This is a genomic window from Candidatus Kuenenia sp. (genome assembly GCF_027493735.1).
GTDB lineage: Bacteria > Planctomycetota > Brocadiia > Brocadiales > Brocadiaceae > Kuenenia > Kuenenia stuttgartiensis_A.
This window is the reverse complement of sequence record NZ_JAOSKF010000022.1, coordinates 141,636-156,019: the sequence shown is the minus strand read 5'-3', so window position 1 is coordinate 156,019 and position 14,384 is coordinate 141,636. Positions and strand designations below refer to the sequence as shown.

At 40.1% G+C, this 14,384-nt stretch carries 13 protein-coding genes and 1 riboswitch; all 13 genes read left to right on the top strand.

The window, feature by feature from the left end:
- Positions 1-78: 78 nt before the first annotated feature.
- A complete protein-coding gene (smc, locus tag M5U24_RS15750) occupies positions 79-3,702 on the top strand; it encodes a chromosome segregation protein SMC (protein WP_099324733.1) in 3,624 nt (1,207 codons plus the stop codon).
- Between the two features lie 365 nt (positions 3,703-4,067).
- Positions 4,068-5,870, top strand: a complete 1,803-nt coding sequence (locus tag M5U24_RS15745; RefSeq protein ID WP_099324732.1) for a dynamin family protein — start codon at positions 4,068-4,070, stop codon at positions 5,868-5,870.
- Positions 5,871-5,881: 11 nt separating this feature from the next.
- Positions 5,882-5,943, top strand: a riboswitch (Fluoride riboswitch).
- 147 nt (positions 5,944-6,090) lie between these two features.
- Positions 6,091-6,918 (top strand): hypothetical protein, encoded by an 828-nt coding sequence (locus M5U24_RS15740; protein ID WP_099324731.1) that lies wholly within the window; start codon positions 6,091-6,093, stop codon positions 6,916-6,918.
- Positions 6,919-7,033: 115 nt separating this feature from the next.
- A complete protein-coding gene (locus M5U24_RS15735; protein WP_099324730.1) occupies positions 7,034-7,306 on the top strand; it encodes a hypothetical protein in 273 nt (90 codons plus the stop codon).
- Positions 7,307-7,547: 241 nt separating this feature from the next.
- Positions 7,548-7,736 (top strand): hypothetical protein, encoded by a 189-nt coding sequence (locus tag M5U24_RS15730; RefSeq protein ID WP_157820441.1) that lies wholly within the window; start codon positions 7,548-7,550, stop codon positions 7,734-7,736.
- Positions 7,733-7,918, top strand: a complete 186-nt coding sequence (locus tag M5U24_RS15725; RefSeq protein ID WP_099324728.1) for a hypothetical protein — start codon at positions 7,733-7,735, stop codon at positions 7,916-7,918. The genes M5U24_RS15730 and M5U24_RS15725 overlap by 4 nt, the downstream gene beginning before the upstream one ends.
- Positions 7,919-7,955: 37 nt before the next feature.
- Positions 7,956-8,867, top strand: coding sequence for a formate/nitrite transporter family protein (locus tag M5U24_RS15720; protein ID WP_099324727.1), 912 nt, complete (start codon positions 7,956-7,958; stop codon positions 8,865-8,867).
- 5 nt (positions 8,868-8,872) lie between these two features.
- Positions 8,873-9,763 carry a formate/nitrite transporter family protein gene (locus M5U24_RS15715; protein WP_099324726.1) on the top strand — a complete coding sequence of 297 codons (891 nt, stop codon included), beginning with the start codon at positions 8,873-8,875 and terminating at the stop codon, positions 9,761-9,763.
- 88 nt (positions 9,764-9,851) lie between these two features.
- Positions 9,852-10,238, top strand: a complete 387-nt coding sequence (locus M5U24_RS15710) for a HEAT repeat domain-containing protein (protein ID WP_099324725.1) — start codon at positions 9,852-9,854, stop codon at positions 10,236-10,238.
- A gap of 198 nt (positions 10,239-10,436) precedes the next feature.
- Positions 10,437-11,150 (top strand): ATP-binding protein, encoded by a 714-nt coding sequence (locus M5U24_RS15705; protein WP_099324724.1) that lies wholly within the window; start codon positions 10,437-10,439, stop codon positions 11,148-11,150.
- 311 nt (positions 11,151-11,461) lie between these two features.
- Positions 11,462-11,710, top strand: coding sequence for a hypothetical protein (locus M5U24_RS15700; protein WP_099324723.1), 249 nt, complete (start codon positions 11,462-11,464; stop codon positions 11,708-11,710).
- 171 nt (positions 11,711-11,881) lie between these two features.
- A complete protein-coding gene (locus tag M5U24_RS15695) occupies positions 11,882-12,763 on the top strand; it encodes a choice-of-anchor V domain-containing protein (RefSeq protein ID WP_099324722.1) in 882 nt (293 codons plus the stop codon).
- Between the two features lie 429 nt (positions 12,764-13,192).
- A complete protein-coding gene (locus M5U24_RS15690; protein ID WP_099324721.1) occupies positions 13,193-14,266 on the top strand; it encodes a carboxypeptidase-like regulatory domain-containing protein in 1,074 nt (357 codons plus the stop codon).
- Positions 14,267-14,384: the final 118 nt, after the last annotated feature.

Here is a 14,384-nt window from a genome sequence, read left to right as displayed (position 1 = left end):
CGAGGGGTAGGTAAAATAAAAACCGTCGGGGTTTTGTTTTTTAAAACCCAACCTAATTAAAAAAAGTAGCGCAGAGTTATGAAATTAAAGAAGCTGGAATTGTTCGGATTTAAATCGTTTGCCGAAAAAACCGAAGTTGTTTTTGAGGACGGCATAAATGTAATTGTCGGTCCCAATGGATGCGGCAAGAGTAATATAGTGGATGCTGTTAAATGGGTGCTTGGCGAACAAAGCGTTAAATCGTTGAGAGGCAATGAAATGTCGGATGTTATTTTTAATGGCACCGAAAAAAGGCCCTCTCTTGGTTATGCGGAAGTATCGTTGACTATTTTGAACAATAAGGGACTATTGCCTCTGGAATATACTGAAGTGTGTATTACGCGCAGGCTGTATGCTTCCGGAGAATCTGAATATCTTATTAATAAGCAAACCAGCAGATTAAAAGACATACGCGAACTTTTTGTAGATACAGGCTTTGGTTCAAATGCGTATTCTGTGATTGAACAAGGGAATGTCGATGCGTTACTCAGAGCGAATGCTCACGAAAGGCGTGCATTGTTTGAAGAGGCCGCAGGTATCAGCAGATTCAAATTACAGAAAAAAGCTGCTTTGTCTAAATTAGAACATGTGGAACAAAATTTGTTACGAATAGGCGACATTGTTGAGGAGCTACAAAAGCAGCTTCGTTCCATAAAAGTTCAGGCATCGAAGGCTAGAAGATATCAGGAGTACAGAGAACAATTAAAAAAACTAAAGGTAGGACTTTCGCTTAAAAATTACAGAGAGCTTGGTGACAATAAGGCGTCTGTTTCTGAACAAATAAAACAAATAGAAGAACAAAGACAAAAAGTAACCACTATTATAGATACTCTTAAATTACAAATAGATGAAGTTGAAGAGGCCTTGGAACAATTGGAACTGCAATCAGCGGCATTACAGACGGAAAAAATGAGCCTTGAGTCGCAAATATCAAAAGACGAGGATAAAATAAAATATAATACCGAACGTATTAAAGAATTAAAAACCCGGCGCGAAAGACTCTTGGAACAGCAAAAGACATTGGAAAATAAGATAGGCGAAACAAAAAACACTATTTTAAAATCTGAGGAAATGCTACACGTATTGACGCGGGATATAGGAACGGTACAAAACGACCATCAGAATAAAGAAATTTCAAGTAAACAAATAAACCTTGAATGCGATATTTTGTATCAGGGCATGGAAGAAAAAAAGGCGGAGGTTATTGCTACACTGCAAAAAGAATCTGGCGTACAGAATGAAATCGGCAGTTTGACTATGGAAAAAGAAACATTGATGGGGAGAGTGATGAGGCTTCAAAAAAGGCAGGACGAAATTGCTTCATCTCTGAATATGTTGAAATCGAGATATGAGACCGTTGCAGATGAAAAAAATACTATTACGATAGAGTATGATATTTTAGAAAGCAATTTATTCGCTTCAAAAGGCCGTATACAAGAAATTATTAACACAATCCGTTCCTTAGAAGACCAAATTAACCTAAAAAAACAATTGCAAAGCAGTAAAAAATCGCGACATGAAGTACTGATGGACTATGAGGTTCGCGCAGAGGGTATTGATTCAGGGGCAAAATGTATCGTTGGAGAATCGCAGAAAACAGATTCTGTTTTGAAAGGTATACAAGGCATGATTGTGGATATGCTGAAGGTGGATTTGCAGTATGCTCTTGCCATTGAAGCTGCATTGGGAGATAAGGTGCAAGGCATTGTTGTGAGCACCACGCAAAATGCAATAGAGGCGCTTGCCTTTCTACTGGAACATCAAAAAGGAAATGCCATTTTTTTCCCATTAGACCGTATGCATGGGCAATCTTCTCGCAATGAGGAAATTTTACAAAAACCAAATGTCATTAGCGTTGCAAGCCGTCTTGTTAATTGCAGGGAAGATATTCGGGAGGTAATAGAGGGATTTTTGGGCAATGTCCTTGTTGTTGAAAATCTTGAAGCTGCAATGTGGCTGAATAGCCAAGGCATCAATGTTCGCTGTGTAACACTGAATGGAGAGTTGTTTGAATTGGACGGGACAATCAGCGGCGGCAGAAAGCAGGGGCAGGTAGGCATTATTTCCCGAAGAAGTGAATTGGAGAAAATTGAAGATGAATTGCTCCGTATACAGGAGGAACTGGAGAGGCTTGAGGGGGAAAAGTATACGTATGTGGGCGAACTGACCGGGCTTGAAGAGAAAACTGCCCAATTGGCGGTAAAGATAGAACAGTTGAATTTACTGAAAATGTCAAAGGAAAATGAACTTTCGCAAAACAGACAAAAACAGGAAGAACTTCTGGCAGAAGAAAAGATGAACGAAGAGGAATCAGACGAAATAAACGGCGAAATAGAAAACACCCATGAACGCGAAATTTTATTGAGGGAAAGATTGGAAGTCCTCAATCAACGCCATGAAGCATTAAAAGAACAAATCGAAGAGACATCGATGCTTGTTAAAGAAAAGGAAGTTATAAGGAAGGAAATGCAGGAAGAAATTATGTCTTTAAAGGTGATGCTTGCACAGAAAGAAGAGAAAAAAGACAGTCTGGCAGAGACGTTAAACAAACTTTCCGCAGACCTGCAGGAAATGGAAGAACAGGTTCGGGATATAGCAGATGAGCATAAAAATTGTCAGCAGAAAATATTTGATGCGGAAATAGAAATCAAAAATACGGAACAACACATTGAGGCGCTTCAATCAGAAAAAATTGTTATTGATGAAAGGACGGAAAATCTGAGTGCAGAAATAGAAAGAAATGATTATCATGCCGCGGAATTACGTACATCCCTGGAAGGAAACCAGGCAGAATATGGGAGTGTAGAACAGCATCTTCAGGAATTGCGATTTAAAGAAAATGAATATAATATCCGTATAACCAATCTTGAGGAACGGATAAGAGAAGAATATAAACTTGAAATTTCCGAACTACACAGTAACCGTGAAGAAATTGAGCAGGAACTCAGCAGTTTGAAGGAGAAGCAAGCTCAGTCCGACGTTTCACCGGAGGAATTTTGGGAAGCGGTTTCTGTTGAAATAGAAGAATTACAAGGAAAAGTGGAGCGTTTGGGCAATGTGAATCTGGAAGCCATTGCGGAACAGGAAGACCTTGAAAGCCGGGAGGGTTTTCTCCTCACCCAAAAGGAGGATCTTGAAAAGTCGCATACGAGTCTGCTGAATCTGATAAAAAAAATTAATCATACGAGCCGTGAATCTTTTGAAAAAACCTTCCATGAAATCCGTGAAAATTTTCAAATGATGTTCCGGAAGCTGTTTGGCGGAGGAAAAGCAGATATAATTTTGGAGGAGAACGTTGATATCCTCGAAGCGGGAATTGAAATAGTTGCGCAGCCACCCAACAAAGAACTTCGTTCAATCACGCTCCTTTCCGGGGGAGAGAAAGTGATGATCACCGTGGCGTTGCTGTTTTCGGTATTTCAGACAAAACCAAGCCCCTTTTGCATCCTCGACGAGGTGGACGCCGCCCTGGATGAAAGCAACATCAACAGGTTCAGTCTTATTATTAAAGAGTTTACCAGAGACACGCAGTTTCTCATGATTACGCATAATAAAGTTACTATGAGCATTGCGGATGTGCTTTATGGCATCACGATGCAGGAACCAGGGGTATCAAAAAAGATTGCCGTGAAGTTTGATGAGATTGAGAAAAAGGTTGCTTAATACGCAGAATGGCAAAATGTGTTTGACAACAGATGAAGGAGTGAGTATCATTACCCGCAGTTGTTGAAATAAGAACAAATATATATGCGATGGAGTTCGCTTAATCGCTGCTATTGTAGCTAATAACTCCTGTCAAAGATTTCCTCTGGCAGGAGTTTTTTTATTTTGAAAAACCCCTGTCAAACGAATGGTTTTGGCAGGGGTTTTTCTGTTAAATTTACGTATAGGAATTTCAAAGTTTTTGTAGAGACGCATTGCATGTGTTTCCCCGTTTTGTTTATTCAGTTAAAAGTCGCCTAAGACCTAATTAATTCAATTAAGTAGATGAACAGCTACGTTTGTTTTTCCGGAGGATTTGAAGTTTCATGTTAGATGAATTTGTAGAACATAAGAAAGAAATATTGAGTGTAATTGAAAATATAGAGGACTTGTCAAAAAATGATGCTGGGATTGGAGACGGCCTGCTTGCTATGGTCAGGAAACGGTTGGTAACAAACAGCTTTAATCTGGTGGTTTTAGGACAGTTTAAAAGAGGCAAAACGACTCTTATCAACAGTTTAATTGGCAAAGAAGTCCTCCCATCATCGGTAGTCCCATTAACTTCTATTGTGACGATCCTGAGATTTAGCCATGAAATCAGATGTATAATTTTCATGGAAGATGGTAGTGAAAGGGAAATTAGTGTGGAGGAATTACCTCGGTATGTTACTGAAAAGGAAAATCCAGGAAATGTACGCAGAGTGCGATGCGCTATCATTGAATATCCGTCACCTTTTCTTGAAGCGGGGATGATGCTGGTCGATACCCCGGGAGTGGGATCAACCTTTCTGCATAACACGGAAACGACGTATGGATTTTTAGACCACCTTGATGCCGCATTGTTCCTTATGAGCGCTGATGTTCCCATCTCACAGGTGGAAAAGGAACTCCTTGATACCATCAAAGATTCCACACAGAAGATATTCTTCGTGTTAAACAAGATTGATAATCTGACTTCGAACGAGATGGAGGAAATAGTCGCCTTTAATAAACAGGTGTTAGAGGAGATGGGGTTTGCCGTGCATAAAATCTGGCCTATTTCTGCCAGAGAAGCACTGAAGGCAAAAATAATCAACAATGACGTTCAGCTTTTACAGAGTGGTCTTTTGGAACTTGCAGACGCGTTGGGGAGTTTTCTTTCTTCAGAAAAAGGGAAGATTGTCCTGAATACAACAATATCCAAGACACAGCGGTTTATCTCCCGGAAATTATCTCAGATAGCTATTGAGAAGAGAACATTGGAGGCTTCCGGTGAAGAATTAGAGGATAAGCTAAACACCTTTTATAAACTGGTTACAAACCTGAAACAGGATAGAGAGGATATTGCTTATCTGCTCAAGGGCGAATCCGACAAGTTGTGTTTGAAGGTGGAGGATATGCTAAAGTCTTTAGAAGAAAAAGAGACAGCGAGAATAAAACAATGTCTTGTGGATTTCTATGAAAAAAATCCTGAGTTTAGTCCAACAGTTTTTCGGGATGAGATGCAAAAGGTTATCAAAGAAGAGATTGTCAGGGGATTCGATGTGTTTAGAAAGGATTCCGAGCAGGTGATTTCTAATAATATGCAGGAGGCCTTTAACCGTTTTACGAAACGTTCCAACGATATTATACGTGAGTTTAAAACGGCTGCCGAGCTACTCTTTGAGGTAGCTATGGACACGACGGAATTTGCAGTGGAACTGACGAAAGACAATAACTTTTATTATATGGTGCAGGAATATACGGCGCCTACCGAAGAAGAAGTTAAGTCTATTCTGCGTACTTTTCTGCCTAAATCTATGAGCAGGAAGATGGTTTTTCATGAGATGATGGAAAGGGTGTCTTCTGATGTAAGCCGGAATTGCGGCAGAACACGCTCAGACCTTACAACAAGGATTCACAAGACCATTAACTACTATGCAAAACAATTGAAAGACCTTGGAAGCGACCTTATAGAGCAAATTGAACAAGCTATTCAAAAGGGTCAGGAGAGACGAAAGGCGGGCGATGAGTTTGTACGGATTGAGTTAGAGTTATTGGCAAGCAAGGCTAAGAAGCTGGAAGAACACAAAGGAAAACTGACAAATATTTGGGATGCCATTAATTTGGTTGACGTAAAGCAGGAGCAAATAAACATGGTAATGGTATAAGGTGTGGTTCTGAATAAAGAGGCGATGGAGTTCGCCTGATTGCTATGTGATAGCTGATAACTCCTATTGAAGTCTTGCTTCGACAGGTGTTTTTATTGGGGAAAATCTCTTGTCGGAGCATTAGTCTTGACAAGGGGTTTTTTGTTATGCCGTTATATTTCCAAATTGAAATATAAGCAAAAGAAATAATGCCCTTGTCGAATTTTTATAGGAGGGAGATATGGAAAAAGCAATTGGCATTATTGAGAAAAAAATACGAGATGCATCTTGGGAAGACGTGAAAAATGTGTTTGACACCTTCCGCCACCTTGCCGCAACCCTAAAACAGGATAAGGAAAATATTTTGTATTTGATCGAGGACAAATTGGGTATGTTGTGCTTAAAGGCAAAGGAAATGGTAAAGGATTTTGAGGAAAAGGAAATACTGAGGACAAAGCAATGTCTCCATGATTTTTTTGGAAAAAGTCCGGATACCAATTCCACCGTTTTGAGAAATGAAATGCAGAAAATTATCAAGCAGGAAATTGGTAAGGGGTTTGATGTGTTTCAAAATGACTTTGAGAGGGCAATCTTAAAGAATATGCAAGAGACTGTCGACCATCTTCTGCGGCATACCAGAGACATGATCCGTGAGTTTGAAACAGCCTTAGAAATCCTCTTTGAGATACCTATGGGCCAATTTGAATATTCTATGGATATATACAAGGATGGTAATTTTTATTGCATAGTCCAGGAGCATACGACAACTTCTGGTAATAAGTTTCATTCCATTCTGCACTCCTTTCTTTCACAACCGGCCCGCCGAAAACTGGTTTTACATGAGATGATATCAGAAATAGCATCCAACGTCAGCAGTAATTGCGACAGGATACTCTGTGACGCCACAACAGGGATTTGCGCAACGATTGAATATTATACCCGGCAACTGAAAGGCCTTGGGAACGACCCTATTGCGCGAATAGAACAAGCTATGCAAGAGGGGATAACACAACGAAGCGCAGAAAATGGAATTAGTAAATTAGTCCATCGGAAACTTTTAACCGCGTAATGGCAACGCGTGTCTTGCCACTCACGTGAATTGTTACCGTGCATACCTAATTTGATGGATTCCCATGCTGGTGTAATGAGAAGGATGGCAAGGAAAGTGATAAAGAGGATGCATCATGCTGAATAAAGATCAAAAAAGAGGACTTACGATAGCCCTTCGTATTATGGAGGAAAATATCCGGTATATTGAACAAGTATTCAATAACGACGACTATAATGGCATCCTTTACGATACGAAGTGCAACATGGACGAAGGAGTCAAAAGAGAAATTTTTAAAAGGACATTGCTTATAAAAAACAGAATAAAGGCGCTTTCAGAAAGATTTGATCTTGAAAAGGAACTGAGAGATCCGATAAAGGAGATTTTTGGGAAAATGGTAACACTTTAGTTCTTTGAAAAATTCCAATAATCCCGAAGGGATGAAATGATTATAGAAATTATACGAAAAACCCATAATTAACCCCGAAGGGGTGATATAATTTTATCTTTCATGAAACACCGGACAATGGCGATTATGTCATCCCTTCGGGATTAGGCGTGGTTTTACCGTGTTTTTCTATAATCATATTACCCCTTCGGGGTTCTCCTTTTTTCTCGGAATTTTTCAAAAAGCTAAAGTGTTACGGAAAATGTCTTCATGCTGGTGTATCCTTGAAGATGCCAAAGCAAGGAAGTTGAAAAGGTATGGAGTCGTTGCAAATGAGCTTGAAGACGTTCTCGACCCACACCTTAATGGAATTATTGATTTGATTTTTGATATGGAACGTCTTTTATTAGAAAAGCCAGGCGGAAAATCAGAAAAGGAGTCGATTTTATGATAAACATAAAAGATGGCGATATAAACAATCGGGGGTATGGCACGCCAGTTATTGAGGTCGATGCCTGTGTGCCTTCAGAAACGGCTGAGGAAGCGGCACCGGTAGGTACCGCCAGGGCAACCCTCGCTTTTATCCTACTCGTTCTCGGTATACTGGCTTTCATATTGGACGTCTTTTACTAGAAAAGTCCAACAAGACATTATATAAGGAGTCGATTTTATGTCAGAAACAAAAGGTACTGATATAAGCAATCAGAAGTGTAACAAACTGGTTACTGGGGCCGATGCCTGTGAGCCGTTTGAAACGGCTAAGAAAGCTGGGCTGGTAGGTCGTGCAAGGACGAATCTTGACGCTTTAACCCTGCTTGGTCTCGGTATACTTGCGGGGGTCTTTATTGCGCTTGGTATGCAACTATCCGTGTTAGTAACCCATACCGCAACCTCTAGCTATGGTTTAAACCAACTTGTCGGGGGTGTGGCTTTTACTCTGTCGATGGTTTTAATAGTAATCACCGGCGCAGAACTTTTTATGGGAAACCCTCTTGTCGCAATGTCTTTTCTATCCGGGAAAATTACCGGCAGGGCATTTACGAGGAATGTAATCATAGCGTTTATTGGTAATCTTATTGGAGCGTTAACCTTGGTGGTATGGATATACAAATCTGAGCAGTGGATGATGAGCAATTACCTGCTGGGCGCAAAAATTATTCTCATGGCTAACGAGAAAGTAAACACCTCGTTTGGTGTACTCCTGGCGCGCGGAATGATGGGCAATGCACTGATATGTCTGGGTGTTTGGCTGTGTTACTGCAGTAAAAGCAATATTGATAAAATACTGTCATTGCTGTGGCCTGTTTCCTGTATCATGGCATGTGGGTTTGAGCACGGTGCTGTCAATATGTGGCTTATCCCCATGGGGATTATTCTGAAAGACAACCGAATGGTGCTGACCGTTGCAGAAAAGGTACATGGTGGGAGACTAGACCTTTCCAATCTCACCTTTTTTAAAGGATTTTTATTCGATAATTTGTGTCCTGTCGTTCTCGGAAATGTAATCGGTGGTGTTGTGTTAGTTGCAGGTGCGTACTGGTTTGTATATTTACGCTTTCCTGAGAAGGGAAAGGAGGTTTAGGGTTAATGGGAAACGATATGTCAGAATTCCGCCGGGCAGCACATGCCGGTGCCGCGCATTCGCCTGTGCAAACCGCTGCCATTGTTGAAAACAAGGCTGTCGCAAGGGCAGGATTGCGTGTTATGCAGACCTTTATATTGAGTATCATGGCCGGGATATTTGTTGCCATGGGCGCACAGTTTGCTACTTTTGTAACGAGTGATTCTGCTCTCCATTTAGGCATTACCTCTCTTATTATGGGTATAGTGTTTTCACTCGGACTCATACTGGTTGAAACCGCCGGGGCCGAACTCTTTACCGGTAACAATCTCAACGTTATGGGCTATCTTAGCAAACGTATTACAACCCGGGACTTGCTCAGGATATGGATTATTGTGTATGTGGGTAACTTTATAGGCGGGATCCTGATGGTCTTCTGGATGTATCTGGCTCATCAATGGGAATTTTTTCATTTTATGACGGGCGCAAAGGCGTTGCTTATTGCCCACAAAAAGACTACCCTCTCTTTTGAGGCAGCCCTGGCAAGAGGTGTGCTTTGCAATGCCTTGGTATGCCTTAATGTTTGGTTATGTTATAGTGGTAGAAGCATGGCAGATAAGGTGCTTTCGGTTCTGTTTCCTATCGGCGGTTTTGTTGCCAGCGGGTTTGAACATTGTGTTGCGAACATGTATTTTATCCCGATGGGTTTGGTATTGCGGAAAAACCAGGCTGTCGTTGCTGCTGCAGAAGAGATGGCAGGTAAAACATTAGATATTTCACAACTTACATGGAAGGGATTTTTTATAAATAACCTCTTTCCGGTCACCATTGGAAACTTTGTGGGCGGCGTTGTTTTGGTGGGCGTGGTATTCTGGTTTATTTACCTGCGGCCTCACAACTGCTATAGTAAGCGATAAAAGTAAGTTGTTATTCCTGCGAAAGCAGCAATCCGGTTTTCTGTTTCATTTCTCTGGATTCTCATTTAATTCAAAGGATGGATGTATCATGACATTTTATTGTCCGGAATGTTGGAAGGAAATAAATGCGGTTGAGGAAACATGTCCTTTCTGTAATGCGGATATATTGAAATATGAAGGCATGGATTATGAGAAAAAATTGATAAATGCGCTAAGGCATACAGAACCGGAAACAGTTCTGCGGGCAGTATATATCGTAGGCAGGCTGAAAAGTGAAAAAGCGGTGAAACCTCTTATTACACTCTTTAAAAAAACGGACAGTACCTTTTTAAAGATTGCAATACTCAATACTCTCTGGGAAATAGGAATTCCCACGTCTGTAGAGTTTATTGTAAATCGATCTGATTTGGAAGTGGGAATTGTTGGGAGAACGGCAAGGGACTTGACATACAGGTACATTACTAAATCACAGTGAAAAAGCGAGTTGAATAATTAAGAGTCAAAATAAATGGATAGAGCAAACGAGGTATATTCGCGAATTATCGGCGTCCTTCTTCTGGTTAATATATTTAAGAAGTAAGGATATGATATTAATGCTTTGCTGGCAGAAAATATGAAGTACTGTCCTTTATGCGATGAGTTGGAAAAAATAGTGAGCAGAAACGGTGCATAAGTGGAAAAAGATGTGTTGTTTGGAAGAGAAAAAGAGTGCCAATTTATAACCGGCTTAATGAACGGCAGGAAGAATATCATTATTTACGGTGAGGAAGGAACGGGTAAAAGCGCCATTATTCATGAAACAGTAAGCCGGAGGAAGGCAGAAAAGTTACTTTATTCTCACAGCAGCAAGACATTAAGGGAATCATTAATAAATCCTATTCTCTTTCATGGTAAAGAGACTAAAGATGTTCAGAACAAGAATATTGCAATGTTGAGAAAAGCATTCTTTAGCATGCTTGACAGGGAAAAACCCGCATATATCATTTTTGACCATGTAGAATTAGTTACGCCGAGACTCTATTATTTCTTCCTGTATTTAATGGATAAAAAAATTCCTCTCATAATGATAAGCCGTGGAATAAGGAAAAAAGATATCGACCATTTACGCATGATTTTATTTGATTTTATAAAGGTGGAAATAACGAATCTTGAAAAACCCGCCACGGATAAACTGGTAGATTATTTTGTTAAAGAATTCAATATTAAGGTGAACCACACGGACGATTTCAGAAAAGACATCTATAAGTTTTCAGGCGGCAATCCTAAAATCGTCAAAGAACTTTGTTTCATGGCAAAAGACGCAAAATATCATTCTTGCGGCAATTGCAACGTAAGGCTTATTGATTTAGACCATAGAATAGGCAAGGCAACAGGCGGCAGTACATGAAAGCCCTTCGGACGCTGGATTTATGAAAGTGCATATCTATTGTTTAAACAGAAGATATTCCCCGCACGTTTGCACGCAAGGGGAAATGGATAAATAATCCGGTGGGTTTTAAAAAGAAAGAAGGGGAACGATATCTTATTTTCATGGAAGGTTTATAAGTAAATGTGAGAATTTCGGGCTAAACAAAGAAATAAAATTCAAAAAAAACTTGCGCTTTATATGGAAAATGATAGGATTCGATGTGTAGCGGAGAATTTTATTCATCTGATTACAGTTTATAATCATTAACATTTTAACATAAAGGGCAAGTTATGTTAAACGCATTGGCGAGGATAGGGGATAATACAAACGTTGTTGCGAATGCAGCGGCTCTTGTACCACACTATAATCCCAAAAAAGAAGCCGCCCGGAAGATGGCGCAAGTACAGTCATCAAGCCAGTCTGACAAATCTAATATTAGCGACAAAGAGGAAAAGGATTTGCCGCATATGGTTAAATTCAAATTTAAAGATGGTGACGCAATCCATAATTTAAAACATAGCATTGACTTTGTCGCGTAACCCCCAGTTTGCAAGACATGTTTAAGATTTAGTAATCGCCTTGCATAACCCCTCCAGCACCTATATTGACATGAAATGTTGTGCGTAATATAATATGCGCGATTTGATTACAGGCGTGGCAAATATGCAGGACGATTATAGCGAAACTTTTTTAAAGAAAGGGGGCTTTTTATGAAAGGCCTTTTTACGTTTGCAGCAAGTGTCATTTTTTCTTTATCGATGATGAGCGTCGGCATGAATGTCGCGCATGCATTTCTTAAGGGGCCTGAAGATGGACGCACAGGATCTCCTGCAGATAATTTTGCTACCTGTGCGACAGCAGGGTGTCATGATTCTTTTGTATTAAATTCCGGCAGTGCGGTGTTTTCCATTTCTGCGCCAGACACATATACACCTGGAGAAGAAGTAAGTATTACCGTATTATTTAGTGATTCCAGCAGTGCAAAACATGGTTTTCAGCTTTCTGCTTTGGATGCAAAAAATGAGCACGTCGGGCTTTTTAACAATGTTGATAATAAGACGCAAACCGGAGAAGGTGATTATATTTCACACACAGAAAGAGGAACTGATGGTTCAAGCTGGACGGTAGTGTGGATGGCGCCTTCTAGTCCTGCCGATGACCCTGTTACAATTTACGGTGCAGGGAATGAGGCAAATGGCAACGGAACCAATAAGGGTGATTATATTTATACGACAACGGCCTCAATGGTTGCTGAAGATGCAGTGCCAGGTTCGTGTGCGGCAAAAAGTATAGATGTCCCTAATTCAAAAATAAAGCTGTTGTTTGGGGAAAATGATGAAGTGGCAGTCAGGGTAACGGGGGATAGTGATTGTGTGGCAGAAGGTGTGAAAGTTACTGCATCATTAAGTAAGGCGGGTAAGAAACGCGTAGAAATATCTCCTGAAAGTGTGGAAACGAATGAAAATGGGGAGGCGAGGTTCACCATTACTGCCAAGGAGAAGAATGGCAACGCAAAAGTAACATTTAAGGCCGATGGAATAAAAGGCAAAAAAGGCAAGGCAAAACTGGTAGTGAAGGTAAGAAAAAAATAAAAAGATGCTTAATTTTTTAGAAATGTTTGGAAAAGGGACATCACGATGAAGGTGTGATGTCCCTTTTTTGTTGAATAAACTGTGCATGTATAAAGGTTCATGGTGTGTGTGAAATTTGGTACAGTACTTTCATCTATCCGAAGGAGGGAAGTATTTCGGGATTTTTTCGCAGGCCGGAAGGCCGTTAGCGATGCAAGTATTTGGATTTCTGCCTTTTTATGCCCCTACATGCATTGCCCTTGCGGCAGTTTGCGAAATGTATATATCCCTCTTTTTTATTTGATATGCAATTAATGAATGATAAACTAATGCGAATGATTAAATAAATCTTTTTGGCAATTGACAATAGAGTGATTACGGGAAGGATGCGAATTTGAGAAAAGTGAAACTGATTTATAAGGAATGCATTGCAGCGAGAAAATGAATTAAATGGTTAAATTATACGTAACAGTTTTGTTTTTGGGCATGCAATTTTTTACCGTTGTCCGTGGAGATATAATCGTGTTGAAAGATATCGATAAAAAGATTGATTTCAGGATACTGGGGGTCACGGATGAGTATGTGAGTATAGAAATACCAAAAAAAGACATGAAGTCTTTAGATATGTTGTTTTTACAAAGGGATACTTTCCCGGACGTGATTCATCTGAATACAGAGGAAATATCTTTAAAATGTAAGGTGAAAGAAATAAAAAAAGACGAAATAATCGTAATGATTCCTACGCTTGCGGTATCTTCTCTGCAGATGTCATTTCAGGAGAATGGAGTTGAGGAAACGTTTCCGGCTAAAAAAATGTACAAATCGCATGTGGCGGAAACGGGGAAACGCATGGATAGCAAAAAAGAGCGGCAGAGCGAATCTCTTGAATCTCAAATACAAAACTTGACAGATAATAGAGAAGAAGAATTGACAGATGAATTAAGGACAGGCATCGTTGGTAAATCAAATGCAAAGAAATATTATCGTTTCAAAACAAAAAAAGTTTTTGAGGAAGAAGATGCCTTCGATAAAAATGAATTTGTTGATTTCGGAACGAACGCGGACGACGGGGCAACCCGGATATGGGAGGAAAAAACATCTGGCGCAAGCGGAGTTGAAGCAGATAAATTGTTGCCTGAGGAGGCGGTTGATACTGATGGGGAAGTAGCAGAAGAGGCAACGGTCTTGCAAGACGCTAGTCTTGGCAGCGTAGAAGGAAGGATATTAAAAAGCGGAAAACCCATAAAAGATTGCCAGGTGCAACTGCGCAGACTTGAGAAAGGTGGTCTGTTGTCGAGGGATTATCGTCTGGTAGATGGTGCCTTGGAACTTGAAATGGTAACGAATGATGAGGGTTATTATCATTTTATGAATGTTATGCCTGGCGAATATAAATTATATTGGAAGCCTCCATTGGAAACTACGTGGGTAAGGCGTTTCAAAATGGAGCCTGATATTATTGTGGAGTCCGGGAAAACAATAAAACCGAGAGACATTGAAATTTTGAAAAGAACGTTAAACTAATAATAAAAAGTACAAAAATTTTTTCATCGTTACGCTGAAAGGCTTGCATTGTAAAAGCGAAACGGTCATTTCATTTGTGAAACTCATTTTTTTGAGTCGTGATAGACTACCCTTCCCC

Excerpts from the sequence above, each read along its gene's own strand:
- M5U24_RS15740 (WP_099324731.1), top strand. The coding sequence starts at position 6,091 with ATGGAAAAAGCAATTGGCATTATTGAGAAAAAAATACGAGATGCATCT.
- M5U24_RS15720 (WP_099324727.1), top strand. The coding sequence starts at position 7,956 with ATGTCAGAAACAAAAGGTACTGATATAAGCAATCAGAAGTGTAACAAA.
- M5U24_RS15690 (WP_099324721.1), top strand. The coding sequence starts at position 13,193 with ATGGTTAAATTATACGTAACAGTTTTGTTTTTGGGCATGCAATTTTTT.
- M5U24_RS15700 (WP_099324723.1), top strand. The coding sequence starts at position 11,462 with ATGTTAAACGCATTGGCGAGGATAGGGGATAATACAAACGTTGTTGCG.
- M5U24_RS15695 (WP_099324722.1), top strand. The coding sequence starts at position 11,882 with ATGAAAGGCCTTTTTACGTTTGCAGCAAGTGTCATTTTTTCTTTATCG.
- M5U24_RS15725 (WP_099324728.1), top strand. The coding sequence starts at position 7,733 with ATGATAAACATAAAAGATGGCGATATAAACAATCGGGGGTATGGCACG.
- smc (WP_099324733.1), top strand. The coding sequence starts at position 79 with ATGAAATTAAAGAAGCTGGAATTGTTCGGATTTAAATCGTTTGCCGAA.
- M5U24_RS15745 (WP_099324732.1), top strand. The coding sequence starts at position 4,068 with ATGTTAGATGAATTTGTAGAACATAAGAAAGAAATATTGAGTGTAATT.
- M5U24_RS15735 (WP_099324730.1), top strand. The coding sequence starts at position 7,034 with ATGCTGAATAAAGATCAAAAAAGAGGACTTACGATAGCCCTTCGTATT.
- M5U24_RS15730 (WP_157820441.1), top strand. The coding sequence starts at position 7,548 with ATGTCTTCATGCTGGTGTATCCTTGAAGATGCCAAAGCAAGGAAGTTG.
- M5U24_RS15715 (WP_099324726.1), top strand. The coding sequence starts at position 8,873 with ATGGGAAACGATATGTCAGAATTCCGCCGGGCAGCACATGCCGGTGCC.
- M5U24_RS15710 (WP_099324725.1), top strand. The coding sequence starts at position 9,852 with ATGACATTTTATTGTCCGGAATGTTGGAAGGAAATAAATGCGGTTGAG.